The sequence below is a fragment of the Rhodococcus sp. Leaf278 genome, from assembly GCF_001426085.1.
GTDB lineage: Bacteria > Actinomycetota > Actinomycetes > Mycobacteriales > Mycobacteriaceae > Rhodococcoides.
On record NZ_LMRR01000006.1, the window covers coordinates 22913 to 47406 of the forward strand.

General features: G+C 63.2%; 22 protein-coding genes. 14 read left to right on the forward strand and 8 right to left on the reverse strand.

Going from position 1 to position 24494, the window contains the following annotated elements:
* Nucleotides 1-77: 77 nt before the first annotated feature.
* A complete protein-coding gene (locus ASG84_RS07715) occupies nucleotides 78-797 on the reverse strand; it encodes a FadR/GntR family transcriptional regulator (RefSeq protein ID WP_057476428.1) in 720 nt (239 codons plus the stop codon).
* A gap of 207 nt (nucleotides 798-1004) precedes the next feature.
* Here ASG84_RS07715 and ASG84_RS07720 point away from each other — a divergent pair, with 207 nt between their 5' ends.
* From ASG84_RS07720 to ASG84_RS07735, 4 genes are all read left to right on the forward strand, one after another.
* Nucleotides 1005-2483, forward strand: coding sequence for a peptide MFS transporter (locus tag ASG84_RS07720; protein ID WP_057476429.1), 1479 nt, complete (start codon nucleotides 1005-1007; stop codon nucleotides 2481-2483).
* Between the two features lie 76 nt (nucleotides 2484-2559).
* Nucleotides 2560-4146 carry a gamma-glutamyltransferase family protein gene (locus ASG84_RS07725; protein ID WP_156399421.1) on the forward strand — a complete coding sequence of 529 codons (1587 nt, stop codon included), beginning with the start codon at nucleotides 2560-2562 and terminating at the stop codon, nucleotides 4144-4146.
* The gene (locus ASG84_RS07730) at nucleotides 4143-4883 is read left to right on the forward strand and encodes a YoaK family protein (RefSeq protein WP_082520871.1); all 741 of its coding nucleotides are present in this window, start codon (nucleotides 4143-4145) and stop codon (nucleotides 4881-4883) included. Before ASG84_RS07725 ends, ASG84_RS07730 begins: the two co-directional genes overlap by 4 nt.
* A gap of 167 nt (nucleotides 4884-5050) precedes the next feature.
* Nucleotides 5051-5842, forward strand: coding sequence for an SDR family NAD(P)-dependent oxidoreductase (locus tag ASG84_RS07735; protein ID WP_057476431.1), 792 nt, complete (start codon nucleotides 5051-5053; stop codon nucleotides 5840-5842).
* A 13-nt stretch (nucleotides 5843-5855) separates the two neighbouring features.
* Here the strand turns inward: ASG84_RS07735 and ASG84_RS07740 are convergent, their stop codons facing one another.
* From ASG84_RS07740 to ASG84_RS07765, 6 genes are all read right to left on the reverse strand, one after another.
* Nucleotides 5856-7301, reverse strand: a complete 1446-nt coding sequence (locus ASG84_RS07740; RefSeq protein WP_057476432.1) for an amidase — start codon at nucleotides 7299-7301, stop codon at nucleotides 5856-5858.
* Complete coding sequence (locus tag ASG84_RS07745) at nucleotides 7298-8143, reverse strand: ABC transporter ATP-binding protein (protein WP_057476433.1); 846 nt, start codon at nucleotides 8141-8143, stop codon at nucleotides 7298-7300. The genes ASG84_RS07740 and ASG84_RS07745 overlap by 4 nt, the downstream gene beginning before the upstream one ends.
* Nucleotides 8140-9810 (reverse strand): dipeptide/oligopeptide/nickel ABC transporter permease/ATP-binding protein, encoded by a 1671-nt coding sequence (locus tag ASG84_RS07750; protein WP_057476434.1) that lies wholly within the window; start codon nucleotides 9808-9810, stop codon nucleotides 8140-8142. Before ASG84_RS07750 ends, ASG84_RS07745 begins: the two co-directional genes overlap by 4 nt.
* A complete protein-coding gene (locus tag ASG84_RS07755; RefSeq protein ID WP_057476536.1) occupies nucleotides 9803-10822 on the reverse strand; it encodes an ABC transporter permease in 1020 nt (339 codons plus the stop codon). Before ASG84_RS07755 ends, ASG84_RS07750 begins: the two co-directional genes overlap by 8 nt.
* A gap of 165 nt (nucleotides 10823-10987) precedes the next feature.
* Complete coding sequence (locus ASG84_RS07760) at nucleotides 10988-12538, reverse strand: ABC transporter substrate-binding protein (RefSeq protein ID WP_057476435.1); 1551 nt, start codon at nucleotides 12536-12538, stop codon at nucleotides 10988-10990.
* Between the two features lie 45 nt (nucleotides 12539-12583).
* Nucleotides 12584-13024, reverse strand: a complete 441-nt coding sequence (locus ASG84_RS07765; protein ID WP_057476436.1) for a DUF3237 family protein — start codon at nucleotides 13022-13024, stop codon at nucleotides 12584-12586.
* Nucleotides 13025-13181: 157 nt separating this feature from the next.
* Between ASG84_RS07765 and ASG84_RS07770 the strand changes: the two genes are divergently transcribed.
* Nucleotides 13182-13856, forward strand: a complete 675-nt coding sequence (locus ASG84_RS07770; protein WP_057476437.1) for a TetR/AcrR family transcriptional regulator — start codon at nucleotides 13182-13184, stop codon at nucleotides 13854-13856.
* Nucleotide 13857: 1 nt separating this feature from the next.
* On the opposite strand, the gene ASG84_RS07775 is transcribed toward ASG84_RS07770, so the two are convergent.
* A complete protein-coding gene (locus tag ASG84_RS07775; RefSeq protein ID WP_057476438.1) occupies nucleotides 13858-14460 on the reverse strand; it encodes a TetR/AcrR family transcriptional regulator in 603 nt (200 codons plus the stop codon).
* 100 nt (nucleotides 14461-14560) lie between these two features.
* Here ASG84_RS07775 and ASG84_RS07780 point away from each other — a divergent pair, with 100 nt between their 5' ends.
* From ASG84_RS07780 to ASG84_RS07825, 9 genes are all read left to right on the forward strand, one after another.
* Nucleotides 14561-16012 carry an APC family permease gene (locus tag ASG84_RS07780; protein WP_082520851.1) on the forward strand — a complete coding sequence of 484 codons (1452 nt, stop codon included), beginning with the start codon at nucleotides 14561-14563 and terminating at the stop codon, nucleotides 16010-16012.
* Between the two features lie 100 nt (nucleotides 16013-16112).
* Nucleotides 16113-16790, forward strand: coding sequence for a TetR/AcrR family transcriptional regulator (locus tag ASG84_RS07785; RefSeq protein ID WP_057476439.1), 678 nt, complete (start codon nucleotides 16113-16115; stop codon nucleotides 16788-16790).
* Nucleotides 16791-16949: 159 nt separating this feature from the next.
* On the forward strand, nucleotides 16950-17798 hold the full coding sequence (locus ASG84_RS07790) for an ABC transporter substrate-binding protein (RefSeq protein WP_057476538.1): 849 nt from the start codon (nucleotides 16950-16952) through the stop codon (nucleotides 17796-17798).
* Between the two features lie 13 nt (nucleotides 17799-17811).
* Entirely contained in the window at nucleotides 17812-18597 is a 786-nt protein-coding gene (locus tag ASG84_RS07795) for an amino acid ABC transporter permease (RefSeq protein WP_057476440.1), read from the forward strand.
* A gap of 23 nt (nucleotides 18598-18620) precedes the next feature.
* Nucleotides 18621-19400, forward strand: a complete 780-nt coding sequence (locus ASG84_RS07800) for an amino acid ABC transporter ATP-binding protein (RefSeq protein ID WP_057476539.1) — start codon at nucleotides 18621-18623, stop codon at nucleotides 19398-19400.
* A 49-nt stretch (nucleotides 19401-19449) separates the two neighbouring features.
* Entirely contained in the window at nucleotides 19450-21051 is a 1602-nt protein-coding gene (locus ASG84_RS07805) for a gamma-glutamyltransferase family protein (RefSeq protein ID WP_057476540.1), read from the forward strand.
* Between the two features lie 127 nt (nucleotides 21052-21178).
* Entirely contained in the window at nucleotides 21179-21973 is a 795-nt protein-coding gene (locus ASG84_RS07810; RefSeq protein WP_057476441.1) for an SDR family NAD(P)-dependent oxidoreductase, read from the forward strand.
* Complete coding sequence (locus ASG84_RS07815; RefSeq protein ID WP_057476442.1) at nucleotides 21970-23376, forward strand: purine-cytosine permease family protein; 1407 nt, start codon at nucleotides 21970-21972, stop codon at nucleotides 23374-23376. The genes ASG84_RS07810 and ASG84_RS07815 overlap by 4 nt, the downstream gene beginning before the upstream one ends.
* A 143-nt stretch (nucleotides 23377-23519) precedes the next feature.
* Nucleotides 23520-24488, forward strand: coding sequence for a histone deacetylase family protein (locus tag ASG84_RS07825; protein ID WP_162248321.1), 969 nt, complete (start codon nucleotides 23520-23522; stop codon nucleotides 24486-24488).
* Nucleotides 24489-24494 lie beyond the last annotated feature (6 nt).

Below are 24494 nucleotides of genomic sequence, written 5' to 3' on the forward strand. Positions count from 1 at the left end.
GATCCGCACACGACGAAGTGGCCACTCGGGTGCGATTGTGCACACCGTTTTGGACAGGCTCCCTGCCCGAGTGGGAATCAGTGCGCAAGGGGTGCGATTGCCTCGAACACGTCCGAGAGGTGATCGTGCATCGCTTTACGGGCGCGTACCGGATCTCGTTCTGCAATAGCGTGATAGATGCTCCGGTGGGCATCGACGGAGCGCTGCATCCGCTGCTCGGTCTGAAAACTGGCTTGCCGCGACGGTGCCATCCACTCGTTGGTTTCGGTCACCAGCCTGGTGAGCATCGAATTGTGGGCGAGCCCGGCGATCGCGAGATGGAACTGTACGTCGCAGAGCTGCATGACCTGCAGTGAGGGAGGCCGGTTTTCGAGCTCGCGTTCGGAGGTCTCGAGGGGAGTGCGCAGGGCTCGTAGTTCCGACGCGCGATGGCGAACGGCGGCTCGCTCGGCGATGGGTGGTTCGACGACACTACGCAGATCCATCACCTCCCGAACGGTGCGGTGGTCGCTGCTCATGCTGCCGAAGATGCTTCCCTCGGCCAGAGCGCGCATTTCGAGGGGGGCGACGATGCGACCGGCTCGCGGCTTGCGTGTCAGATACCCGCGCAGTTCGAGATCCTGGAGTGCGTGCCGGATCGAAATTCTCGACGCCCCGAGCATGGTCACCAGGGCGCGTTCACTGGGCAATTTCGATCCTGCCTCGACGCGACCGCTGTCGATGAGCTGCGCGATTCTGCCACTGAGTACCTCGGGGACCGATGCCGCTTCGACGTCGATCTCGGACCACGCCGTCATGGAAAGCTCCGTCCCGAGGGTTTCGAACTGGTCCTACCAAAATACCAGATTCGGTCTATTTTCCCAGTAAAGACATGTTGACGTGTAAATATCCAACCCTTCACCTTGACGGTTCTGGTCCTACCAGTTTTAGATCAAGACATCGTGACTGCGGTCACTCGATTCTTCTGCACCAGTGTTTCTCGTGACTCTCAGAGGTGGACCTGCATGACTACGGACGGAACGCTCGAAAAGTCGAGCAGCATCGCGAACCGCGGTGCGATCGGCTCCACTTTCCGTGATCAACCTCGCGGCCTGGTCACGCTGGCCGGCACCGAATTGTGGGAGCGTTTCAGCTTCTACGGCCTACAGGTGATCCTCGCGTACTACCTGTACTACTCGCTCGTGGACGGCGGGCTCGGACTCGACGTCTCGGTGGCGGTAGGAATCGCGGGATCGTACGGCGGCGCGGTGTACATCGCGCAGATGGTCGGAGCGTGGGTTGCGGATCGTCTGGTCGCTCCGCGAACCGTGGTGCTCTACTCGGCCATCTCGATCATGCTCGGCCATGTGGTACTCGCTCTGATCCCGAGTACGGCGGGTATGGGCGTCGGCCTGCTGCTGATCGTCATCGGCACCGGCGGACTCAAGGTCAACGTCACTGCAATGGTGGGAATGCTGTACGCGAACGACGATCCCAAGCGCGACTCGGGATACTCCCTCTACTACATGGGAATTTCGCTCGGTGCATTCCTCGGCCCGCTGCTCACCGGTGCCCTGCAGAGCTCGGCCGGCTTCCATATCGCCTTCGGCGCAGCGGCAGTGGGAATGTTGATCGGCCTGGTCCAGTACGCGGTCGGGTACAAGCATCTGCCCGAGGCCACCCGTACGGTGCCGAACCCGCTTCCGCGTTCGCGTCGGGCCGCGGCCGCAGCCGTGGCCGTCTCGGTCACCCTGGTCATCGTTGCTGCAGCTATCGGTGGGATCTTGAACCTGGACAACCTGGGAACCGTACTGACCGCGATCATCGTCGTCGCCAGCATCGCCTACTTCGCAATGCTGTTGTCCTCGAAGAAGGTCGACGCCACCGAGCATCGACGGGTGCTCGCCTACATCCCGGTGTTCCTCAGTAGCTTGCTGTTCTGGACGTTGCTGTTCCAGTTGTTCACCACCCTGGCGGTGTACATGGACACCCGGGTCGATCTCACGATCGGGTCGCTGACAATCCCTGCCGCGACCGTGATCACCATGGAAGGCCTGATAGCCACCGTCATCGCTCCTGTCTACGCCGTCGTGTGGACCCGGATGGGTAGTCGGCAGCCGAGTCCCGGAACGAAGATCGCAGTGGGAATCGGTCTGCTGGCGGTGGCGATGGCGATGTTCGCTGCGATGGCGGGTACGTCGGGCGCGACCAATTCGGTTGTTCTGGTTCTCGTCGCGATGCTGTTGTTCGGCGCCGGTGAGATAGCCGTCGTGCCCTCCGTGCTCTCCGCCACGGCGCAACTCGCGCCCGCCTCACACAAGGCAGGTATGACGTCGCTGTACTTCCTCACCATGGCAGGCGGCTCGACACTGGCCGGATTGCTCGCTCAGAAGTACTCTGCGGCAACCGAACTGACATTCTTCGGTACGACGGCAGCGGCGTCCATCGTGGCCGCGGTGGTGCTGTACGGTGCCTACCGCACGCTCGTGGCACGAGCGCTCTGACACAACGTTTCCGGCAGATTTCAGACGTACCTCGACCGGTCCCGTTCTCGGATCGGCCGCACCGAAGGAGAAAAGCATGCCCGAACAGTCGCAATCGACGGCCGGGGTGGCAATCGCCGCGCCGCACACCGCGGCCGTCGATGCAGCCCGCACGATCGTCGAAGCCGGGGGCAACGCCGTCGATGCGGCTGTCGCTGCAGCCGCGGCACTCACCGTGGTCTACCCACACATGTGCAGTGTGGGCGGTGACGTCATCGCGTTGCTGCGCAGAAGCGATGGCAGCACCACCTGCATCAACGCATCGGGAGCCTACGGTTCGGCTGCATCGGTCGAGCAATTGTTCGAGACGATCGAGACGATGCCGATCAACGGTCCGCTGACGGTATCGGTTCCGGGGGCAGTGTCCGGCTGGGCAGCTCTACTCGACGCCGGTGGCTCGCTGCCGTTGACCACCGTATTGTCGCCAGCGATTTCGCTGGCAGCAGAGGGCTTTCCGGCCAGCCCGGGGCTCGTCGAGATGATCGAACTAGACCGTGACGCTCTGATCACGGATCCGGGCTTACGGAGCAGGTTCTTCGTCGACGGACACCCCATCCCCGTCGGGCACCTGGTGGTGCAGCCGGAGCTGGCGCGTACTCTGACCGATCTGGCGACCGACGGCCTCGATTCGTTCTATCGCGGCCACACCGCCGACAGATTCGCCGCGGGCCTGAAGAAGCTCGACGTGCCGGTGTCGCGGGAGGATCTCGATCGTCATCGCCCGAGTGTCGAGGAGCCTCTGGTTCGCGTGTTCGACGGATTCTCGGTGGCTACGGCTCCGCCGAACTCGCAGGGCTACACGCTGATCAGGTCTCTCGGTGCAGCGTTGTCCGGGAGTACGTCTGCGGGGGATGTCGACGCCGGGGTATTGGCCGAGATCTTCTACGACTCCGACGAGCATCGCGACACCTACCTCGCCGATCCGCGTTGTGCGACCGTGGAGTTCGACGACCAGCTGACCCCGGCCGGCTTCGCAGCAATTCACGAAGCGGCGGCAGCCCGGGCGGCAGGAGCGAAGCGGCAGACATCGACGGCGTCGCCACGTCCTGGCGGCGATACCGTCGGGATCGCGGTGGTGGCCCGAGACGGGACAGCAGTGTCGTTGATACAGTCCGTCTTTCACTCGTTCGGAGCGCAGATTCTCGAGCCCGACACCGGGCTGGTGCTGCACAACCGTGCCGCGTTCTTCACGCTCGACGCAGCGTCGCCCAATCGAGTCGAAGCAGGTAAGCGGCCGGCGCACACCCTCGTTCCGGTGATCGTCGACTGGGCGGACGGAGCGGTGTCCGCGCACTCGACCATGGGCGGCAAGGCGCAGTCGCAGATTCACACCCAATTGATGCTGCGTGCCCTGAGCGGATTCGATCCGCAGCAGACCGTCTCGGCACCCCGATTCGTCGTCGGCGGATTGGAAGCAGGCACGCCCAACGGTTCGGTGCTGATCGAGTCGACATTGGAGGCTTCGGCCGTCGCGCAGATCTCGAGGACGGTCTTCACCGTGAAAGAGGGCACCGAATTGGACAGCAATGCAGGACATTCGATGGTGACCAGGGTTCGAGCCGACGGAACGCTCGAAGCCGGGGCGGACCCGCGCAGCGACGGCGGCGTGTGGGTGACCGAATGAGTGTCGACGAGTCGACGACGGCCGGAGAAGGTTCGGTACGCCCGACGACGAAACAACGTCTCGGCACGGCCGTGAACGGTCACCTTCGACTGTGGTCGATGATGGTGCTGACAATGGTGACCGGCATGCTCGATGCCGTCGGCTATCTCGGGCTCGACCGCATCTTCACCGGAAACATGACCGGCAACATCGTCATCCTCGGTATGGGAGTGGCCGGTGAGGACGGATTGCCGATCGTCGGGCCGCTGGTGGCGCTGTTCGCCTTCGTGCTCGGTGCCGCGCTGGCGGGTGTGACGCTTCGTTCGGCCGCACCGGGATGGAACATCCGGGTCACCGCGATCTTCACGGTGGGAACGGTGGCACTCGTCGCGGCCGGCGTGACGCTCCTGGTGGTCGACGTACAGGGCAACTCGCCCCTCGGTATCGCCATCGCGAGCGTCATTGCCGTCGACATGGGTGCCCAGGCGCTCGCTGCGCGCTTCTTGGCGGTCAAGGACATGACGACCGTCGTCGTGACATCGACGATCACCTCGCTGGCAGGCGAGTCGTTCGTCGGGCAGGGCCCCGGGCGGCTTTTCAATCGGCGACTCTGGGCGATTCTGGTGTTGTTCGTCGGTGCTGTCGTCGGAGCGCTGCTGATGCGCGTGGATATTGCGATACCCGTACTGCTCGGAGCCGCTCTGACCGCGGCGGTCGCGGCGCTGGGTCATTGGGCCTGGAACCGAGCCTCGGGCTGACAGACTCGCTGTCCACCCGTGGCCAGGTCCTTGTCGCCGGGCCCGGAATTCGCGTGCGGAGGTACTCGGCAATCACGACTGCGGTCGATCGGACCCGACCTCGATCTACACTTCGCACAAAGTCGGCGACCGAGTCGACTGTCGAAACAGGGCACTGGGGGATTGCGATGACCGTAGATCGTAGAACGGCTCTCGTCACGGGAGCCTCTGCCGGAATCGGGGCCGGCTTCGCGCGCCACCTGGCAGGTCAGAACTACGACGTAGTGCTCGTTGCACGACGGGCGCAGCGATTGGGGGAGCTTGCGGCGTCACTTCATGATCAGTTCGGCGTGCGCGCCGAAGTTGTCGCGGCCGATCTGAGCACACCGGCCGGGCCCTCGACAGTCGTCGACCGAGCGACCGAACTGGGCATGCCGATCGATGTCCTGATCAACAACGCCGGCCTGTCGTCGAGCACGAAGTTCTCCGTCACACCATGGAATGAGGTCGCCGCCGAATTGCAGCTGATGGTGACCTCGGTGACCGAACTGATCCATCTCGTGGTTCCCGGAATGAAGACCCGGCGTTGGGGCCGAATAGTCAACCTCTCGTCCCTGGCCGCAGTGTCTCCACCCGGTGAGGGGCTGCTCTACACGGGGATAAAGTCCTACGTGCTCAACATGTCTCAATCCCTCGACATGGAACTCAAGCCGTTCGGCATCAACGTGACGGCGCTGTGTCCGGGCTTTACCCACAGCGAATTCCACGACGTCATGGGTACCAGAGAGGCCGCGGACCGAATACCGGGAATCATGTGGCAGCAGCCCGAGGACGTTGTCGACGAAGGATGGGCCGCAGTGATGGCCGGCAAGCCGGTCTGCACACCCGGCCTGGTCAACAAGATCTCCGCAGCGGCGATGCGACCGATCCCACAACGCATTCAGTACGTCCTCGGTCGCACCTTCAACCCTTTCAAATAGAGCCCTGCAGGTGTCAGCCGTTCACACTCTGCAGGTTCATCCCCGCCGGCTTCTTCAGCGGAGTGAACGTTCCGACACTCTGCTCGACGGCCCGTGCCGCAGCGAGTGCGATGTGGTCTCCGTTGCGCGGAGCGATCAGCTGAACGCCGGATGGGATCCCGTCCGAGTCGAGTCCGGTGGGCACGGCGACGGACGGTAGGCCGAGGAGGTTGACTGTCACCAACAGTCGGTGATCACGCCACAGTTGCGTGGTTGCTTCGGGACCGGACAGGTCGTAGCCGATGGCCGTCATTCGCCGCGCCGACACAGGGCCCAGCACAATGGGGTACTCGGCGTGGAATCTCTCCCACGCTGCCGCAATCAGCAAACGCTGACCCCACGCTGCCTTGTACTCCTCGATCGACTCGTAGACCTCGGTCTCCGAGGAGTTGTCGAGGAAGTACTGCGTTGCGCCCGCACCGAGGGGAACAGCACCGCTGTCCGGCTGGAAATTACCGACGAACTCGGTGACCGAGAGCCGACGCCACAGCACCGCCGCGTCCTCGATCATGGGTGCCTCGGCCTCGACGACTTCCCACCCCGCAGCGGCCAGGGCATCGGCGGCAGCCGAGATCGCATCGGCCACTTGCGGATCCACGCCCCAGCCGGCCGGATCGCGTGTCACGGCGGCGCGACGTGGTCCGTCGTAGGTCGATGGATGGGGAATCGAGGTGGCCACCGGATCCAGGCCGTCCGACCCGTGCATCAGAGAAAAGGCAGTGTCCAGGTCGTCGATCCGACGAGCGATCGGTCCGTTCACGGCGAAGAACTGCTCGGTCAGGGGCCAGGCCTCGACAGGTGAGGAGGCCGGAACGCGACCTGCGGTCGGTCGCAGTGCGCAGATACCGGCAGCGTAAGCGGGCAAGCGCAAAGATCCGCCGTAGTCGTTGCCGAGTCCGATGACGGACATGCCGGTGGCCACGGCGACGCTGTCTCCGCCGCTGGAGCCACCTGCGACGCGGTCACGATCCCATGGGTTGTAGGTCCGTCCGAAGAGTTCGTTGTCTGTGTCCCAACGCAATCCGGTGTCGGGCATGTTTCCCCGGCCGATCGGAATTGCTCCTGCTTCCATCAGCCGACGGACCATGGTCGCGTCCGACGATGGCACGGCATCGGCGAGGTAGGTCCAGCCTTGCGTCGACGCAGACCACGTCAGGTCGATGTTTTCCTTCACAGAAATCGGTACGCCGGCAAGCTCGCCGATGTCCTCACCGTCGGCGATTCGGCGATCGATGGAGTCCGCAAGTTCGCGTGCGCGATCGTGAAATACGACGGTGAGAGCACCCAGGTGATCGTTGACCTCGGAGATGCGGTCGAGATGTGTATCGATGACCTCGCGTGCGGTCACGGCGCGAGAACGAACGAGTCGGGCGATCTCGCGGGCGTCGAGCGTCCAGAGATCGGGGTGTGCCTGAGTCATGCTGTGCCTCCTGTGGAGTGGGACGGGGAGCCGAGTGGCGCAGGTGCCGCGAGGGCGAGGCCGAAGGCCGGGCCACCGGGAACCGAATCGATCAGTGTGCGTGTGTATTCGGACTGTGGATCGGCGAATACCTGGGCAACCGGGCCGGATTCGACGACATCGCCACCGAGCAACACGACGATGTCGTCGCAGATCTGGCTGACGACGGCGAGGTTGTGCGAGATGAAAAGAACGGTCAAGTGAAGTTCCTGACGCAACCGGGCCAGTAGGTCGAGAATCTCGGCCTGAGTCGAGACGTCGAGGGCCGAGGTGATCTCGTCTGCGATCACCACCTCGGGATCGGTGGCAAGCGCACGAGCCAGGGCGATGCGTTGGCGCTGGCCGCCCGAGAACTCGTGCGGATAGCGCGTGATGGCCGAGTCGTCGAGTGCCACCATGGCCAGCGCAGAGGAGATGCGCTCGCGATTGGGCCCGACCCGCGCCAGCGCCGGATCGATGGCCTCGGCCAACGTCTGCCCGATGGTTCGACGTGGATCCAGAGACGAATACGGGTTCTGCGGAACGAGCTGAATTCGACGTCTCACCGATCGACGGGTTCGGCGACCGGCACCGACCAACTCGGTCCCGGCCAATCGGATCGATCCTCGGTCGGCCTGGTGAATTCCGATGATGGTCTTGGCGATAGTGGATTTGCCGGATCCCGACTCGCCGACCAGAGCAACCGTCGACCCGCGATGAAGGGTCAGGTCTATCCCGTTGAGTATTTTCGCCGCCTTCGATCGATGGCCGAGCGTGACGTCGAGTCCGCGCACCTCGAGAATGGGGTTGTCGCTCGTGGTCATCGCGAGACCTCCTCTGCGAGGGTGGGGAGTGAGATCGTGGGCGTTGCGGCGAGAAGTGCTGCTGTGTATGGATGTTGTACATCGCGAGCGGCCAGCTGAGCACCGGTGAGTCGCTCGACGATCTCGCCGTGCTGCATGACCAGAACCCGATCGCAGAAGGCCTCGACCACGCCGATGTCGTGCGAAATGAACAGGATGGCGGTGCCCTCGCTGGAGTTGATCTGCTTGAGCTGGCGTAGAACCTCCGCCTGAACGGTCACGTCGAGTGCGGTCGTGGGCTCGTCGGCAATGATGAGCTTCGGGTTGGTGACCAACGACGAAGCGATGATGGCGCGTTGCAGCATTCCTCCGGACAGCTGGTAGGGATGCTGGGTCATGCGTTCCTCCGGCTTCTTGATCCGCATGGCTCGCAGTGCCTCGACCAGTGTTTCGTTCGCCCTCGTGCGAGACATCCCGAGGTGCACCTTCGCGACCTCGGTGAGCTGAACACCGAGCCGCAGAGCAGGATTGAACGTCGAGCCCGGGTCCTGGTAGACCAGTCCGATCTCTTTGGCCAAGCGGCTCTGCTCCTTGCAGGAGCGCAGATCGAGCTCGCCCAGTCGCATGAGACCGACGTCCACCGCAACACTGTCCGGGTGCAGGCGTGCCAGGCTCATGGCCGTCATCGACTTACCGGAGCCCGATTCGCCGACCAGTCCGAGGATCTCGCCGGGTGCAATGTCGAAGTCGATACCCTTCACCAGCTGTTTTCCGTTCGCAGCCGTGACCTTGAGATCACGAACCTCGACCAAGGCAGCGGGGGAGAGAGACGGAGCTGCCGTCGGCTGCGACTTTCGCGTCAACCGAGGCTGACGACCCCACGGATCGATGCGAGCGGCCAGACCGTCGCCGGTCAGCATCGCGGCAACTCCGGCGAAGATCAGCATCGCGGCAGGTGCAGCGACGGCCATGGGCTGCGAATAGATTGCCGGCAGACCCTCGTTGAGCAATCTGCCCCAGTCGTAATCGGGGCTCTGCACGCCGAGACCGACGAAGGACAGGCTCGAGATGTCGAGGAGCGACAACGCAAAGCTGGACGCGATGAGGACGAGCAACGGACCGCCGATGTTGGGCAGCAAGTGCCTGACGAACAGCATCCATCCCGGCACACCCAGCAGTCGAGCCGTTCCGACGAAGTCCTTCTGGGCAACCGAAGCGGTCATGTTCGAGGTGATTCGGGCGAACCCCGGGATACCGGCGACGCCGATTGCGATGATCGCCGACGACGTAGCGGGTCCGAGGATGGCAGCAATCACCAGAGCAAGGATGATCGAGGGAAATGCCACGGTGGAGTCGATGATTCGCAGAACCGCTTCCCTGAGCCGCCGTGGAGCGAGCCAGACCAGTGCTCCGACAAGCACTCCCGCCACAACCGCCATCGCGGTCGCGGCTGCCGCCATGATCAGCGTCAGACGCGCGGCGACCAGAGAGCGGGCCAGGATGTCGCGGCCGAGGTCGTCGGTGCCGAACCAGTGCTCCGCGGAGGGTGTTGCGCGAGTATCGGTAGTGAGTGTGTTGGCCGCGCTGCTGAGGAAGATCGGCGCAAAGATTGCGGTGAGGACGAGAATTGCCAGCATGACCAAGCCTGCGATCAGCGGTGCCGGCATGCGGCGGTGTTGTTCAGCCATTGGTCGGCCCACCCAGGGTTCGGGGGTCGATGAGACCCAGAAGGACGTCGATCACCAAGTTGATGACGATCGCGATGGTTCCGATGGTCAGGACGATGCCCTGAATGACCGGGTAGTCGCGGTAGATGATCGCCTGAACCACCTCCAAACCGAGCCCGGGCAGGCTGAACACGGTTTCGATGATGACTGCCCCGCCGAGGAGCCCGGCGAGGATCAGGCCCGTGAGCGTCAGCGTCGACGCCATCAAATTCGGCAAGGCATGGCGCAGATAGAGACGGGCCGAGGTGATTCGACGCCCGCGTGCGGTGCGCACGTAGTCCTGCTGCAAGACCTCGAAAGTCTCCTGCCGGACGACCCGTGCCACCGCGAACGCGGGGCCCGTAGCGAGAGCTGCAATGGGAAGGATGAAGGATCCTGTGGACGACACCCCGCCCGCCGGAAGTATCCTGAGCCAGATGGCAAAGACGATGACCAGGATGGTCCCGGCCACATAGGCCGGGAAGGACGCGAAAAAGCCTGCAACAGCTCCGAATCCGGTTGCGAGTGCAGGTTTGCGCCCACCACGGGTGAGAACACCGATCGTCATGCCGAGTGGAATCGCAACGAGGATGACCACTGCTATCGAGCCGAATGCCAGTGTCGCGGTGTACGGAAGTTTCGTTGCGATCGTCTCCGTGACGGGTGTCGAATACCGGAAGCTATCGCCCAGATCGAAAGAGAACAGGCCCCGGATGTAGAGCTCGAACTGGCCCCACAGCGGAAGGTCGAGATTGAGCCGTTCGCGCACCGCCGCAATCGCGTCCGGCCGGGCGTCCGGCCCCAGGATGGCGAGTGCGGGATCGCCGGGGATGAGGGGCACGATGAGGAATGTCAGTACGACCAGCAACGCCAGCGAGAGTACGAGTCCTCCCAATCGGCGAAGTGCAAAGCCACTCCACGAGTTCTGAGCGATACGGCGACCGAAGCCGACCGTGGGTGCGCCGGTCGGGACCGTCAGTTCGGCCACGGACATCAGCGAATTCCTCTTCTGTAAGCCAGCGGCACGCGCTCGTTCTGCCACCGAGATGTGGCCGTCACGGGGTCGACCACTGAGTCGTCGTGGTGTGTCGTCCGAGTGGACGCGCAGTTCCATCGTTCGGTCATGTCTGCTCCTGAGGGTTCGGTTCGCGAGAGGGGCTCATCCTGTGATGCGAAAGATCGGGTCGTCGAGCGAGCCGCCGCGCATCTGCACGGTGAAGCCGGGTCGCTGGACATAGATGAAGGCGTCGTTGATCAGTGGGAGTGCATCGACATCGTCGACCAGTGCCGAGACCGCAGAGTTGAGGTAGCTGCAGCGTTCCTCCGGCGAGGATGCAGTCAGTGAGGCGGCGAAGGCTTCGTCCGCGGCGTCGTTCGTTACCCCGCCGACGTTTCCGCCGCCCTCCTGGATCGTCGGTCCGACGAAGCTGCCCAACGGACTGGTCAGCGAACCGAGGAAGTTGAGGTCCGCGAACAACGTGAGGTCCCACGCGTCCGGCTCACCGAAGACCGTGCCGATCCAGCTTCCGACGTCGGTGTTCTGAATCGTGACCTGCGCGCCCGCAGCCCGCAACGCCTCGGCGATGTACTCGTTGCCGGCACCGGCGGGTCCGGCAATGGACGGGCCGATGAAGCGGATGTTCAGACCGTCGAGGGCCTTCGAGGCAGCGTCGGCGTCCTGCTCGGGAAACGTGGTGTCTGCGGTGGGAACGCAGGGGGTCAGGTTCGATGCGAGCGAGGTCGCGATCTCACCCGTTCCTGCAGACGTCACCTTTTCGAGCATGCTGCGATCGATCGCCTGCGCGACGCCCCGTCGGAGGGCTGGGTCGGCCAGAACACTGCCGGGTCGCTCGTTGAACACGAGGTAGAAGTCGGAGAAGCGATTGACCGATACCCGGTACCCGTCCATACCGTCGAAACGTTCCATCGTCGTGGCTTGAATCTTCGCGATGTCGAGCTGTTCACTCATCACCAGGTTTGCCGTAGCGGTGGAGTCCTGAGATACGAAGTACTCCAGTGTTTTTGCCGGCGTGCCGTCTACCGGTGTTGCCCATGTCGGCCAGGCGTCGTAGTTCTCGCGCAGAGTGAAGGTGTACTTCACGCCCGGCTGGTAGGACTCCAGAACGTACGGTCCGGACTCGCTGCCTTTCGCGGTGCCGGCACCGAGGCCCTCGGGATCGGCAAGTCCTGCAGGACAGATGATTCCGGTCGAGGAAATGCTCAATCCGGTCATCAGGTCGGGCCAGGGCGCACCGAGGTCGATGACGACGGTGCCGGCGTTGTCGTCGGCGGTGATCGTCGGCGGTGTTCCGCCGAAGACCTGACCGGGGACGGTCGAACCGGAGTCCGGACGCGCGAAGTAGTCGAGCGAATCCTTGACGACCCCGGGAGTGATGTCGGTTCCGTCGGAACAGGTTGCGCCCTTTCGGATCGTCAGCACCGCCTGCGTGGGTGTCGCCGTCCAGTCGGTTGCCAGACCGGCGATCAAGCCGCCGTCGTCTCGGCGGACCAGTGTGTCGTAGGACGTGCGTGCGAGCAGATTGTCGGGAAGTGACAGAGTCTTGGTGGGATCGAACGTCGACGGAGGATCGATCGTCGTTCGAATCGTGTCTGCGGATACGGGACTGCTCCCGCCGACGCATGCTGTCGTGATGAGCGCGCATGCGGCAGTGAGTGCGATCGCGACCGTGCGTGAATGTCGTGTTGACATCTGGGTGCCTCTCGGGCGAATGCGGGTGGCAGTGAGCGGAGTCGATCAGGCCAGAACTTCGAAGACGTCGATCGTCGTGCCGGTCGCGTCGGATACTGCACGGCCCACGAAAACCGAACGCGTGAGCCACTGAAGTCGCGATGCCGTCGTACGGAACCGGGGAGTGGACTGGAAGTAGCCCATCTCTTCGCCGGACTCACCGGCCAGGTGGCGGACGATCCCGAGGTTGACCACGTCGACGATCTCGTCCTGATCGGTGCGAATCAGATAGCGCGCCTCGACCTGGTATGCGTCGTCCGCGCGAGTCAGGCACCAGTCACCACCGCCGGGAATGATCGTTCCCGAAACGTCGCCTTCCATGGTCCCGCCGGTGATGGGAATGAACTCGAGCAGCTCGGCGGCTCGTTGTTCGAGGGGCAGATAGGGGCCGGTGTCGGCGACGATGCGGAATGCGAATCGCAGCTCGGGTGCCGTGGGGGCGTCCATCGCTCGTCCAATCTCGGGTCGTATCGTTTTGGTGTTGCAGTGACTATGGTCATAGTCACTGCAATAGTCAATGGCATTCACTAAAAGAAATGTCGTCGGAACAAGACGGAAACACGCTCGGACGCGCTCGACGCGTCGGGCGCGAAGGGATGTGCCGATGAGTTCGGACGTACGCAAACGCCGCAAGAGGGGATCGCTGTCGCAGGAAGAAATTGTTGCCGCGGCGCTGACGATTCTGGACACGGAAGGCGAGCCGGCGCTGAAGTTCTCGCGCTTGGGTGACGAGTTGAAGTCCTCACCTACTGCGGTGTACCGGCATTTCGCGAGTCGGTACGACCTTCTCATCGCCGTGGCCGATCACCTCGACGAGCTGTCTTTGGACGGTTACGAGCCGACCGACATCTGGCGTGCGGATCTCGAAGATCTTGCCTGGCGCGCGTGGCTGACAACGACCGCGCACCCGGCGGCGGCCGCTGCCACGTTCTCTCTCGTCACCAACGGCCCGAACGAACTGAGGGCCGTCGAATGGGTGTTGCGGGCGATGCACATGGCCGGATTGCGAGGGCGTGCCGCCGTCATCCAGTATCAGGTCTTCGCGAATCTGGTTCTCGGTTCGGCCAGTGCCGAGGGCGCTCGGCTCAGTGCGTCGGACCCGCGCGAAAAGGAGGACGGGTGGGTGCAGGTGTACGCCCCGAAGCATCCCGAGAAGTTCCCCTATGCAGAGGAAGCCAAAGCCGAACTGGCACTGATGAATTACGAAGAGGTGTTCGCCAAGCAGGTCGAAATGTACCTCGACGCGTTGGAGGCGCTCGCCGCGAAGGACCGAGAGTAGGTCAGTCTCGGATCGTCGGGCATCCCAATTGTGCTGCGATCGAACGCATTCCGTCGGCCGCGACGTCATGAGTGGTGATGTGGTCGGCCACGATGTGCAGGCCGTATCCGTCCTCGAGGGCGACCATGGTCTTCGTCACGAGGTCGCCGCTCGGGGTCGGCGTGAACACTCCCTCGCGCTCGCCCGCGGAAATGATGTTTCGGTACGTCGCGGCCTGACGGCTGTCGAGTTCCTGTACCAGTTTCTCGTGCAGCGCAGAGTTGCCGGCGAGTACGTCGAGCTCGAACAGCAGGCGCATCAGGGCGTCGTCGGGCCCGGTCGGCAATCCGGCGTCGATGGCGATGTCCAATTGGCGACGCGGATCCTTCGTCGACGCAACCAGTTCGTCGCGCTCGTCGCAGAACCGGGAGACACCGGCAGCATGAGCCTCGACCAGTAACGAGTCGAGGTCGTCGTAGTAATAGAGCACGGCACCGCGAGTCAAGCCGGCCTGCTTGGCCACATCGGTCAAGGACAGGGCGCGCAGTCCGTGCTCGCGACCCGCTGCGTAGGTCGCTTCTATCAGCGCATTGCGCCTGGCCATCTGGTTCCGCTGGCGTGCCACCTGTTGACAGTACCGAGCGCGCGTGCCAATCTCCTAAGAATTCTTTGACACTTAAGTCAAAGAATCTCTCGGCTTCACACTCCAGGAAGCAGGCCGTGTCATGCCCGAAACTCCCCATCGTTCACTTGCAGCCGATGCGCGCTCCGGTCCGCCCGTCGGCGTGCCGGGCACCTACGACAAGGAACTGGCGCGTTCCTTGGGCGTCAGCGGCAACGTCATGCTCACCCTCTCGTCGATTTCGCCTGCGGCGAGCGTGTTCATCCTCGGTGGAGCCGCGCTGACGGCGTACGGAACCGGGGTGTTCTGGGGATTTCTCATCGGTGGCGTCATCAGCCTCCTCATCGCATTGTGCTACGCCGAGCTCGGTTCTCGGCACCCTGTCGCCGGTGGTGACTATGCGATGGTCAGTAGAACACTGGGTCCGGCGTCGGGGGTTGCAGTCTTCTTCCTCGGGCTCGTCGGTCTTCCGTTGGCGCAGGCCATATTCGCACTCGGCGTCGCCGACTACCTCGGCGTCGCGATCGCCGGAGCCGATCCACTCGTCACAGCACTGATCGTCACACTCATCGCAACTGTGGTGGCCTGCCTGAACATTCGTACCAACGCGTGGGTCACGGGGTCGTTTCTGTTCGTCGAGATGGCATCGTTGGTTTTGCTCACCGCCTTGGGCCTGGTGCACATCGAACGCCCGGTCACCGATCTTCTGAACCCGCAGGCGCTGGACTCGAGCGGGGCTCTTGCCCCCATCGGCATCGCGGGTCTGGTGCTCGTCGTCACGCAGGGAGTGCTGTCTCAGTTCGGATACGGCGGCGCAGTGTATTTCGCCGAGGAGACCAGGAACCCGCGGCGGAACGTCGCACGGGCGGTGTTGTATTCCGCGTTGATCACGGTGGTGGTGGAGCTGGTGCCACTCGTATCGGTGATGCTGGGAGCGGACTCGATAGAAGGTCTCGTCGGTTCGGACCTGCCGGTCCAGGAATTCCTCGAGCAACGAGCCGGTCATGCCGTCGCCGTATTCGTGCTGCTGACAATGGCTTTGGCAATCCTGAACGCCAACATCGCTCTCGGTTTGCAGGCCGGTCGGCTGCTGTTCGCAGCTGCCCGTGACCAGGCGCTGCCTGCTGTATTGGCAAAGCCGCTTTCCCGTGTCTCCGGGTCCGTCAGTATGCCGCGAGTGGCAACGATCGTGATGGGGGTGATCTCGGGTGCCTGCTGCCTGATGCCGTCGACGCTGTTGTTCAACGCGACAGGATCCACAGTGGTCGTCGGATTCGCCTTCATCGCGCTGTCGGCTCTCGTCGTACGTCGGCAACGAGGCCTGGAGCACCCGGACCTGTTCCGAATGCCGTTGTGGCCGTTGCCGGCACTGGTGGCGCTGGCCGTGATCGTCGGTGTCGTCGTGATCGGGGTGATGGATCCGGAGCAATGGTTGAGTCTGGGTATCGCACTGGGCGTCGTCGCCGCGGGATACGCGTACTACTTCGCGTACCTCCGGCCCCGCGGTGCTACGCATCTGCTGCTGCTCGACGCCGCGGAGGACGACCGGGTGTGATCGCCATGGTCTGCGCGCGGCTCCGCTGAGGCTGCCCGGCCCCGATCACCATCGGACGCTGGGTTTGACGTGCACGCCGTCGAAGGCAAAGGTTGATCGCGTGACGTACGGAGGCGAGTGGCGACCAGCCGCGGTGGAATGGTCGTCCACGCGTGGAAGGATCCTGTTGGCGGCGGCCTCGCTGTTCGCGCAGCGCGGCTACTTCGGTACGTCCACGCGTGACATCGCCGAGGCCGTGCACATTCGTCAGCCGTCGCTCTTTCATCACTTCGAGGCCAAACACGCAGTCTTTCGCGCACTGGTCGAGATGGATCTCGGCGCGGCGATCCACCGCCTGCAGTGCCGTTTGGCCGAGGACAGCACCTGGGCGGAGAAGCTGCACCTGACGGTCGCCGGAGATGTTCGAGTGTCACTGTTGCAAACCTTCGACTCGCGCGGGCTCTATCAGGATGCCGTTCTGACGCAACCCGAGTTCGAAGCCGAGCGCGAGGGCATAGCCCTGTTTCACGAACTGATGCAGGGGCTGATCGTCGGCGGTCAGCAGTCCGGTGAATTCGTCGACGTGGAGCCGAGTTTCGTGCAGCGAGCTGTCAACGGAGTGTTGTTCGAGACGTTGCGGGAACAAGGTGGGCCGAATGGGCCCGTTCGCCATGCGCGTCCGCTGCAGGCGGGCGATTTCGTACTGCGCGCAGTACTGGTGAATCCGTCTGCGCTGCCGGCGATACGAGAAGCGACGCGTCGTCGACTGGACGAACTCGAGGGCGCAACAGTCGGCTGACGACACCGACGCACCTCTCGCTGACCAATTTCGCGCAATTGACACAATTCGTAACCCGGTTGACACAGAGTCGGCCTATCGTTTGATAGTCACCCCCTATCGACTGATAGACGACGGGTGACAGGAGTTCTCGTTCCCGCCCGATCTGGAGGAAGAACCGTGTTCAAAACCGCATTTTTCGTCGGCGCCGGTGTCGTTGCCCTGCTGGCCACAGGCTGCTCGTCGCCGGACTCGGCAGAAGCGAACGCCCCCTCGGGTCCCCCGAAGGTGGCGCCGCCCGCACTGCAGGAGGCCGGCACATTGAAGGTGTGCGCGGCGAACGACGGTGCCCCGCCGAGTGTCTTCTTCGATGAAAACGGGGAGTTGACCGGCAGCGAAGTCGAACTCGCGGAGGCCCTCGCGGCACAGATGGGTCTGACGGCCCAATTCGTGCAGGCCGGATTCCCCGCTCTGATTCCCACCCTGCAGGCAAGACAGTGTGACGTCATCATGGCCGCGCTCTACATCAAACCCGAGCGCGAGGCCATCGTCGATTTCGTGCCGTATCTCTACTCCGGCACGGGAATCGCCGTGAGCAAAGACGATCCCGCCGACATCACCGGCATGGACGAGAGTCTGTGCGGCAAGAAGGTCATGGTCGCCGTGGGGACCACGGCGGAGGCGCTGGCCCAGGAGCAGTCCGATACGTGCCTGACCGAGGGCAAGCCCTCGCTGGACATCAACCGCAACAGCAAGGCGGACGTGTCCATCCAACAGGTGCAGAACGGGCAGATGGATGCCTACATGGACGCTGCCGAGACACTCGGCTACTACGAGACCAAAACGGCGGCGCAGATCCAGGCAGCCGGAAAACCGTTCGGCACCATCAAGATCGGTGCTGCAACGCTCAAAGGAAACGACGAACTGCACGACGCCATCGCCGAGTCGTTGAGTGCACTGCAGGCCGACGGGACGTACGAGAGCATCATCGACCAGTGGGGCCAGGGCGACCTGAGCATCCAGGAATAGCGGCGGTCGACACATGAGATTCGATTGGCAGTTCTTCTGGCAGAGCCTGTTCACACCGTCGGATCGATTTCTCGACGGTCTCGTGTTGACCATCTCGATCTCCGTGGTGGCGATGATTCTGGCCATCATCACCGGGTTGGCGGTTGCCCTCATGCGACGATCCCGTTTCGCGGCACTGCGCTGGCTGGCCGGCATCTACATCTGGGCCATCCGGGGAACACCGTTGTTGGTCCAATTGGTGTTGATCTACACCGGCTTCGCGGCCGTCGGTCTTTATCAGTTCGATGATGTTTCCTTACTGGGACTTTCGGTGAAGGCAGCCGTGCAAGCCGCCATCCTGGGATTGATGATCAACGAGAGCGCCTACATCGCAGAGATCGTGCGCGCTGGGCTCGATGCTGTTCCCAAGGGACAGTTCGAGGCTGCCGCGTCCTTGGGAATGAAACCGGGAAAGCTCATGCGGTGGGTCATCGTGCCGCAATCGCTGCGTGTCATGGTTCCGCCGTTGGGCAACTCCTTCAACGGAATGATGAAGACGACGTCGATATTGAGCGTCATCGGAGTCAGCGAAATGTTTCAGGTCACCCAATCCATCAGCTCCGCAACGTTCCAGACGTTCGAGATATTCATCGTCGTGGCTATCTACTACCTGGCACTGACGACGGTATGGACGGTCATTCAGTCGGCGATCGAGAACCGGCTGGCTCGTCAGGTGGGTATCGAACAACCGGTGAGTATCACCCAACGGCTGTTGGGGGCACGGCGCGGAGCAGCCGCCGCCCTGTCTTCGCGCGAGTGAACACGACAGACGAGGAGATCGACATGACAATAACGACCGAGGACGCCGGGCCCATCGTTCGGGTCCGTAACGCCTGCTGCACACTCGGTGGTCGCCGAGTTCTCGACGATGTGTCCCTCGATGTTCTTCGGGGCCAAGTGGTGGTGTTGATCGGACCGTCCGGTGCTGGAAAGACCACCCTCCTCCGGTCCCTGAACCACCTCGAGCAGATCGACGGTGGGGAGATCTTGATCGACGGTGAGTCCATCGGACATCGCGACCTCACCAGCCGAAAGAAGGTCGGTACCAGCGAACTTGCCCGACGCCGAAGAGAAATCGGTTTCGTATTTCAGCATTTCAACCTCTTTCCCCACATGACCGCGGCCGAGAACATCTGGAACGCCCCGGTGCGCGTGCTCGGTACACCCAAGCGAACGGCGATCGACGAAGCGACGGCGTTGTTGGAGCGGGTCGGCCTGGCGGACAAGGCGCAATCGCGTCCCAGCCAGCTCTCCGGCGGCCAGCAGCAGCGAGTCGCCATCGCCCGTGCACTCGCCATGCGGCCGAAGGTGATGCTCTTCGACGAACCGACCAGCGCGCTCGACGTCGAGATGGTCGGGGAGGTACTCACAGTCATGCGTGAGCTTGCCCAGGAGAACATGACGATGGTGATAGTCACGCACGAAATGCGGTTCGCGCGCGACGTCGCCGACCGCATCGTCGTCATGGACGCCGGTCGCATCATCGAGGACGCACCACCGGAGACTCTGTTCTCCAACCCGGTGCACGAACGCACCAAGACATTTCTGTCGACCATCGATTGAACGAATGTCGTCGTCACTCATCAACTCTCGAGCAAGGAGTGTCCAGGCCGTGTCGGAATCGACTGCCACCAGGCGTTTCACCGGAGCAGCAGCCACACCTCACACATCGGCGACAGAAGCTGCTCAGCGGGTCTTCCGCGATGGCGGCAGCGCAGTCGACGCAGCCATCGCTGCTGCCGCGACCTTGACGGTCGTGTATCCGCAGAACGTGGCGCTGGGAGGTGATCTTATCGCCCTCGTGCGCAGTCCGGACGGCGTCATCCGATGCATCAACGCGTCCGGATGGGCATCACTGAGAACGGACGTTCAAGCGCTGCGATCTCGACACAGCGCGGGGTACCTACCGTTCCGCGGCGTCGAGACGATCACGGTGCCCGGGGGAGTGGGCGGTTGGGAGAGCATGCGCGGGTTGGGCGGTCGCCTGCCGTGGGAACGCTTGTTGGAGGATGCCGAAGAGGCAGCCGAAGTCGGAGTGCCGGTGTCGGCATCGCTGGCAGACCACATCGTCGACCCCGAACATGCCGACCTGTTCGGAATGCCGGATTTCGACCGGGTCTTCCGGCCGGGTGGGCGTAACCTTTCGGCCGGAGAACTGTTCGCGCAACCCGCACTTGCGGAAACGTTTCGCGTGCTGAGACGGGAAGGTCCGCAGAGCTTCTACGAGGGCACACTGGCCCGCCGGACAGTCGCCTTCCTCCGCAGTCGGGGGTCCTGCCTCGCCGAGGACGACTTCGCCGAATTCGTCCCGGAAGTGACCGAACCGGTGTCGGTGCCGTTTCGTGGATTGACCGTCTCGACGAGTCCGCCCAATACCCACGGTTTCGTTCTGCTCCGCGCGTTGCGTGCCCTGGACGAACTCGGTGCGACCGATCCGCTGGGCGACGATCTCGGGGCCCTGATGCGAATCTTCCACCACGCGAACGACCTACGGTCGAAGTACCTTGCGGATCCGCGGTGCAGCGTGGTGGACGTCGAGGAGTTGGTGCACGCTGACCTGCGGGCAACCTCGACGCTGGGAACGGTGTCCGAGCACACCGCGCCCGTGCCGCACGGCGACACGGTCGGTATTTCCACCGCAGACAGTGACGGATACGCAGTGTCCCTCATCCAGAGCGTGTACGGAGGTTTCGGATCGGGAATCATCGATCCCGAGACCGGTGTCCTGTTCCAGAACCGAGGCACCAGTTTCTCCCTCGACGAATCTTCACCCAATGTGATCGGACCCCGAAAACGCCCGGCCCACACGCTGATGCCGACGATGACCACGCAGGGCACTTCTGTCCGGCACATCCTGTCGACAATGGGTGGTCAGGGTCAGCCGCAGATCATCGCCCAGATGCTCCTTCGGATTCTGAGCGGCGTGGGCCCCGAGATGGCCGTCGCTGCACCACGGTCGATCGTCGGAATCCAGTTCGACGGCAACACAGCGGAATCCGTCTCCGTCGAACCAGGATTGCCGGCACCGGCATACGCGTCACTCGACCGAACCGGCCTGGACATTCGACATGTGCCGGCACATACCGAAGCGATGGGTCAGTCGAACATCGTGGTGGTAGGCGATGACGGGTCGATGACCGCAACCTCGGATCCGCGCTCGGACGGCTCCGGGTCCGTCGTGAGCTACTCGCGCCACGCGAGCCCAGCAATTTGAGACGGTCGACCAAGATAGCAAGACCGAGATCGGAGTAGTTGATCTCGAGTTTGTTGCGAAAAAACAGATTCGGAGGCTTGCGTGAGCTAATCTTGGTCGATCGTTCAACTTATGGAGGTAGTTCCTGATGGTTTCAACTCCGGTCGATGCTGCAAGGCCCGTTGCCGTGGTGACGGGTGCAGGTGGCCCCGACGGCATCGGCTTTGCGTGCGCCCGAGCATTGGCGTCCACGCATTCGCTCGTCATCGCGGCGACGTCGTCACGTATCGACCTTCGCGTCGCGGAGTTGACCGACACCGGTGCGCAGGCCATCGGCTTCATCGGTGACCTCACCGACTCGTCGACGGCGAAGCGACTGGTGGACGAGGCTGTCGGACATTTCGGCCGAGTCGACGTTCTGGTGAACAACGCGGGCATGACCGCCACCACCGGCAGCGAAGAACAGACTCCGGCCGAACTGACCACCGACGATCAGTGGCACGCCGCGATCTCACGGAACCTCGACACCAACTTCTTCGTCACCCGCGCCGCGCTCGAGCCCATGCTGCAACAGCAGTTCGGCCGAATCGTGAACATCGGGTCCGTGTCCGGTTCGGTGATGGCCTACGGGGGAGATGCTTCGTATCACGCGGCCAAGGCAGCACTGGTGGGGTTGACGCGGTCGATCGCGATCGACAACGCGCACCGCGGCATCACCGCCAATATCGTTGCCCCGGGCTGGATTGCAACGGGCTCGGCTACCGAACACGAAAATGCAATGGGAGCGGCCAGCCCCCTCGGCCGTTCCGGTCGACCGGACGAGGTGGCAGCGCTCGTCGCCTTTCTCGCCTCGGCATCGGCGTCGTACATCACCGGCCAGGTTCTCGTCGTCGACGGCGGAAATTCCATCGCCGAGGAGCGCGGCGATCGGAACAGCGAATGACACAGTCGGCCGACATTGCGTCGGCCCTCGAAACCCATCACATCGACCCGGTGCCCACCACGGAGCGAACAGGTAGTGCCCGAGACCTTTTCGCGGTATGGTTTTCCGCGAACCTCAATGTGGGCAACGCCGTGTTCGGGCTGGTCATCCTGACGATCGTCCCCAACTTCTGGATAGCGTTGATTGCCACGCTGGTCGGTAACGTGATCGGTACGGCGCTGATGGCCCTGCACTCCGTGCAAGGGGCCAGACTCGGTATCCCACAATTGATTCAGAGTCGCGGACAGTTCGGCTACAACGGAGCTCTCATTCCGGTGATCGCCGCCTTCTTGATGTACGCGGGACTGACTGCGTCGGTCACCATCATCGGTGGGCAGGCATTGGCAGCCTCAACCGGACTTGCCCTACCGGTTGCCATGTCGATCGTGGCAGTGGTCAGTCTGCTGATCGCTGTCGTCGGCTATCACGCGATTCATGCGGTGTGTCGGTGGGCTCAGATTCCGCTGACCGCAATACTTCTGATCGTGATCGTGGCGGCCTTCCTCCGCGATGGGGCTCCGGTGACCACGTCCCAGGACGTGTCGGTGGGAGCCTTCCTCACCGGCACCGGTGTCGCAGTCACCTTCGCTCTGACCTATGCACCTTTCGTGTCGGACTACTCCCGTTATCTGCCCGAGGACACCTCGGGGCCTGCCATCTTCGGCTGGACCGCAGCCGGTGTGTTTCTCTCCGCCACGGGGGTCTGCGCATTGGGCCTGTTGCTCACCGCGAAATTCGGGTTCGGAGACATCTTTCAGAGTGCCGACGCAGCACTCGGAGGGGGCCTGCTCGGTTCGGTCGTCCTCGCAGCGACCGCTGCCGGCCTTGCTGTCACCAATGTTCTGAACATCTACGGCGGGATGCTCAATCTCGTCACCGGGCTCTCCACCTTCGTTCGCGTACCCGCGTCGCTCCGCACACGGGTGTTGATGATGATGCCGACGTTCGTTCTCGGGACGGCCGCGGCAACCATTGCGTATCAGAGCTACGCACAGAACCTCCAGGCGTTCCTGTCCGTGCTCCTACTGCTGCTCACTCCGTGGGGCGCGGTGAACCTGGTCGACTACTACGTGGTCCAGCACGGCTCGTACAACGTGTCCGCCATGTATGCCAAGGCCGGCCCGTACTGGCGTGACCCCGTCAGTTGGACCTATTACGGCCTGAACCTCAAAGTCCTGATCGCCTACTTCGCCGGTGTCGCCACCGGGATTCCGTTCATGACGAGCGCATGGTTCACCGGATCGTTCAGCGCGGCGCTCGGGGGTGCCGACGTGTCCTGGATTCCAGGGCTCGTCGTCACCGCAGGTGTCTACCTGGTCCTTGCGCGCACGCGACCCGTCACGCCGACCACCGTCAACCGCTGAATCACCACATCCCCGGAGACTCGATGACTTCCACTGCCGCCCATTCGATTCCCGTCGTGACGAGTCCGAGACATCGAGGCCACGCCCCGCCCGTCGAGGTGCAGTGCGGTCGAGCAATTCCGGCGTTCGACACGGTCGCACGAATGGACTCGATCCACCGGGCCCTCGCCGCCGACCCGAATGTCGAGATGACCGATCCGGACATGGATATCGCTGTACTGGAAAGCATTCGAGGCGTGCACGATACGGCACTCGTCGACTTCCTCGATCAGGCTTGGACGGCGGCCGAAGTCCCGGACGACGACGTCGAGTTGGTATTCGCGGACACGTTCAGCCACCCGGGTCTGCATGCTCCGACCGTCGCCGCGAAGAAGCCCCAGGACGCCGGGGCCTTCGGGCAGTACTGCTTCGACACCATCACCGGTATCGGGCCGGGTACCTTCGATGCCGCGATCGGGTCGGTGAATACGGCACTGACCGCGATGCGTCGGGTCGCCGACGGCGCTCCACTGGCGATGGCGTTGTGTCGGCCGCCAGGACACCACGTGTCGGCGGACGCGTTCGGAGGCGGGAGCTATCTGAACAACGCCGCGATCTGCGCGCAGGCGTTGCGAAATGGCGGTGCCGACAAGATTGCCATCCTCGATGTCGACTTCCATCACGGCAACGGGACGCAGTCCATCTTCTACGATCGTGCAGACGTGCTCTACGCCTCGCTGCACGGTCACCCGGATCGCAGCTATCCCTACTTCACCGGGTACGCGGGAGAAGCGGGCTCTGGCCACGGACGCGGAACCACGCTCAATCTTCCGTTCGCAGAAGCGATCGAAGGTCCGGAATATCTCGCACTCCTCGGCGGTGCGCTGTCGACAATCTCGACGTTCACTCCCGACGTCATCGTCGTGTCCCTGGGCTTCGACACCTTCCGCGGGGATCCAGGTGGTGATGCCGCGCTCGTTCGAGCCGACTATCACGAGATGGGTCGTGCCATCGCCGATGTCGGCGTACCCGTTCTCGCCATTCTCGAGGGCGGCTATTCTGTGTCCGAGCTCGGCGACAACGTCGGTGCCTGGTTGTCCGGCGCGATGAACGCGTCCACAGTGGGAGGGTAGCGATCA

What these genes read in the sequence shown, in the direction of transcription:
- ASG84_RS07815 (WP_057476442.1), top strand. Translation starts at nt 21,970, where the DNA reads ATGACACAGTCGGCCGACATTGCGTCGGCCCTCGAAACCCATCACATC.
- ASG84_RS07720 (WP_057476429.1), top strand. Translation starts at nt 1,005, where the DNA reads ATGACTACGGACGGAACGCTCGAAAAGTCGAGCAGCATCGCGAACCGC.
- ASG84_RS07765 (WP_057476436.1), bottom strand. Translation starts at nt 13,024, where the DNA reads ATGGACGCCCCCACGGCACCCGAGCTGCGATTCGCATTCCGCATCGTC.
- ASG84_RS07770 (WP_057476437.1), top strand. Translation starts at nt 13,182, where the DNA reads ATGAGTTCGGACGTACGCAAACGCCGCAAGAGGGGATCGCTGTCGCAG.
- ASG84_RS07825 (WP_162248321.1), top strand. Translation starts at nt 23,520, where the DNA reads ATGGACTCGATCCACCGGGCCCTCGCCGCCGACCCGAATGTCGAGATG.
- ASG84_RS07810 (WP_057476441.1), top strand. Translation starts at nt 21,179, where the DNA reads ATGGTTTCAACTCCGGTCGATGCTGCAAGGCCCGTTGCCGTGGTGACG.
- ASG84_RS07725 (WP_156399421.1), top strand. Translation starts at nt 2,560, where the DNA reads ATGCCCGAACAGTCGCAATCGACGGCCGGGGTGGCAATCGCCGCGCCG.
- ASG84_RS07745 (WP_057476433.1), bottom strand. Translation starts at nt 8,143, where the DNA reads ATGACCACGAGCGACAACCCCATTCTCGAGGTGCGCGGACTCGACGTC.
- ASG84_RS07730 (WP_082520871.1), top strand. Translation starts at nt 4,143, where the DNA reads ATGAGTGTCGACGAGTCGACGACGGCCGGAGAAGGTTCGGTACGCCCG.
- ASG84_RS07715 (WP_057476428.1), bottom strand. Translation starts at nt 797, where the DNA reads ATGACGGCGTGGTCCGAGATCGACGTCGAAGCGGCATCGGTCCCCGAG.
- ASG84_RS07750 (WP_057476434.1), bottom strand. Translation starts at nt 9,810, where the DNA reads ATGGCTGAACAACACCGCCGCATGCCGGCACCGCTGATCGCAGGCTTG.
- ASG84_RS07735 (WP_057476431.1), top strand. Translation starts at nt 5,051, where the DNA reads ATGACCGTAGATCGTAGAACGGCTCTCGTCACGGGAGCCTCTGCCGGA.
- ASG84_RS07795 (WP_057476440.1), top strand. Translation starts at nt 17,812, where the DNA reads ATGAGATTCGATTGGCAGTTCTTCTGGCAGAGCCTGTTCACACCGTCG.
- ASG84_RS07800 (WP_057476539.1), top strand. Translation starts at nt 18,621, where the DNA reads ATGACAATAACGACCGAGGACGCCGGGCCCATCGTTCGGGTCCGTAAC.
- ASG84_RS07760 (WP_057476435.1), bottom strand. Translation starts at nt 12,538, where the DNA reads ATGTCAACACGACATTCACGCACGGTCGCGATCGCACTCACTGCCGCA.
- ASG84_RS07780 (WP_082520851.1), top strand. Translation starts at nt 14,561, where the DNA reads ATGCCCGAAACTCCCCATCGTTCACTTGCAGCCGATGCGCGCTCCGGT.
- ASG84_RS07755 (WP_057476536.1), bottom strand. Translation starts at nt 10,822, where the DNA reads ATGTCCGTGGCCGAACTGACGGTCCCGACCGGCGCACCCACGGTCGGC.
- ASG84_RS07740 (WP_057476432.1), bottom strand. Translation starts at nt 7,301, where the DNA reads ATGACTCAGGCACACCCCGATCTCTGGACGCTCGACGCCCGCGAGATC.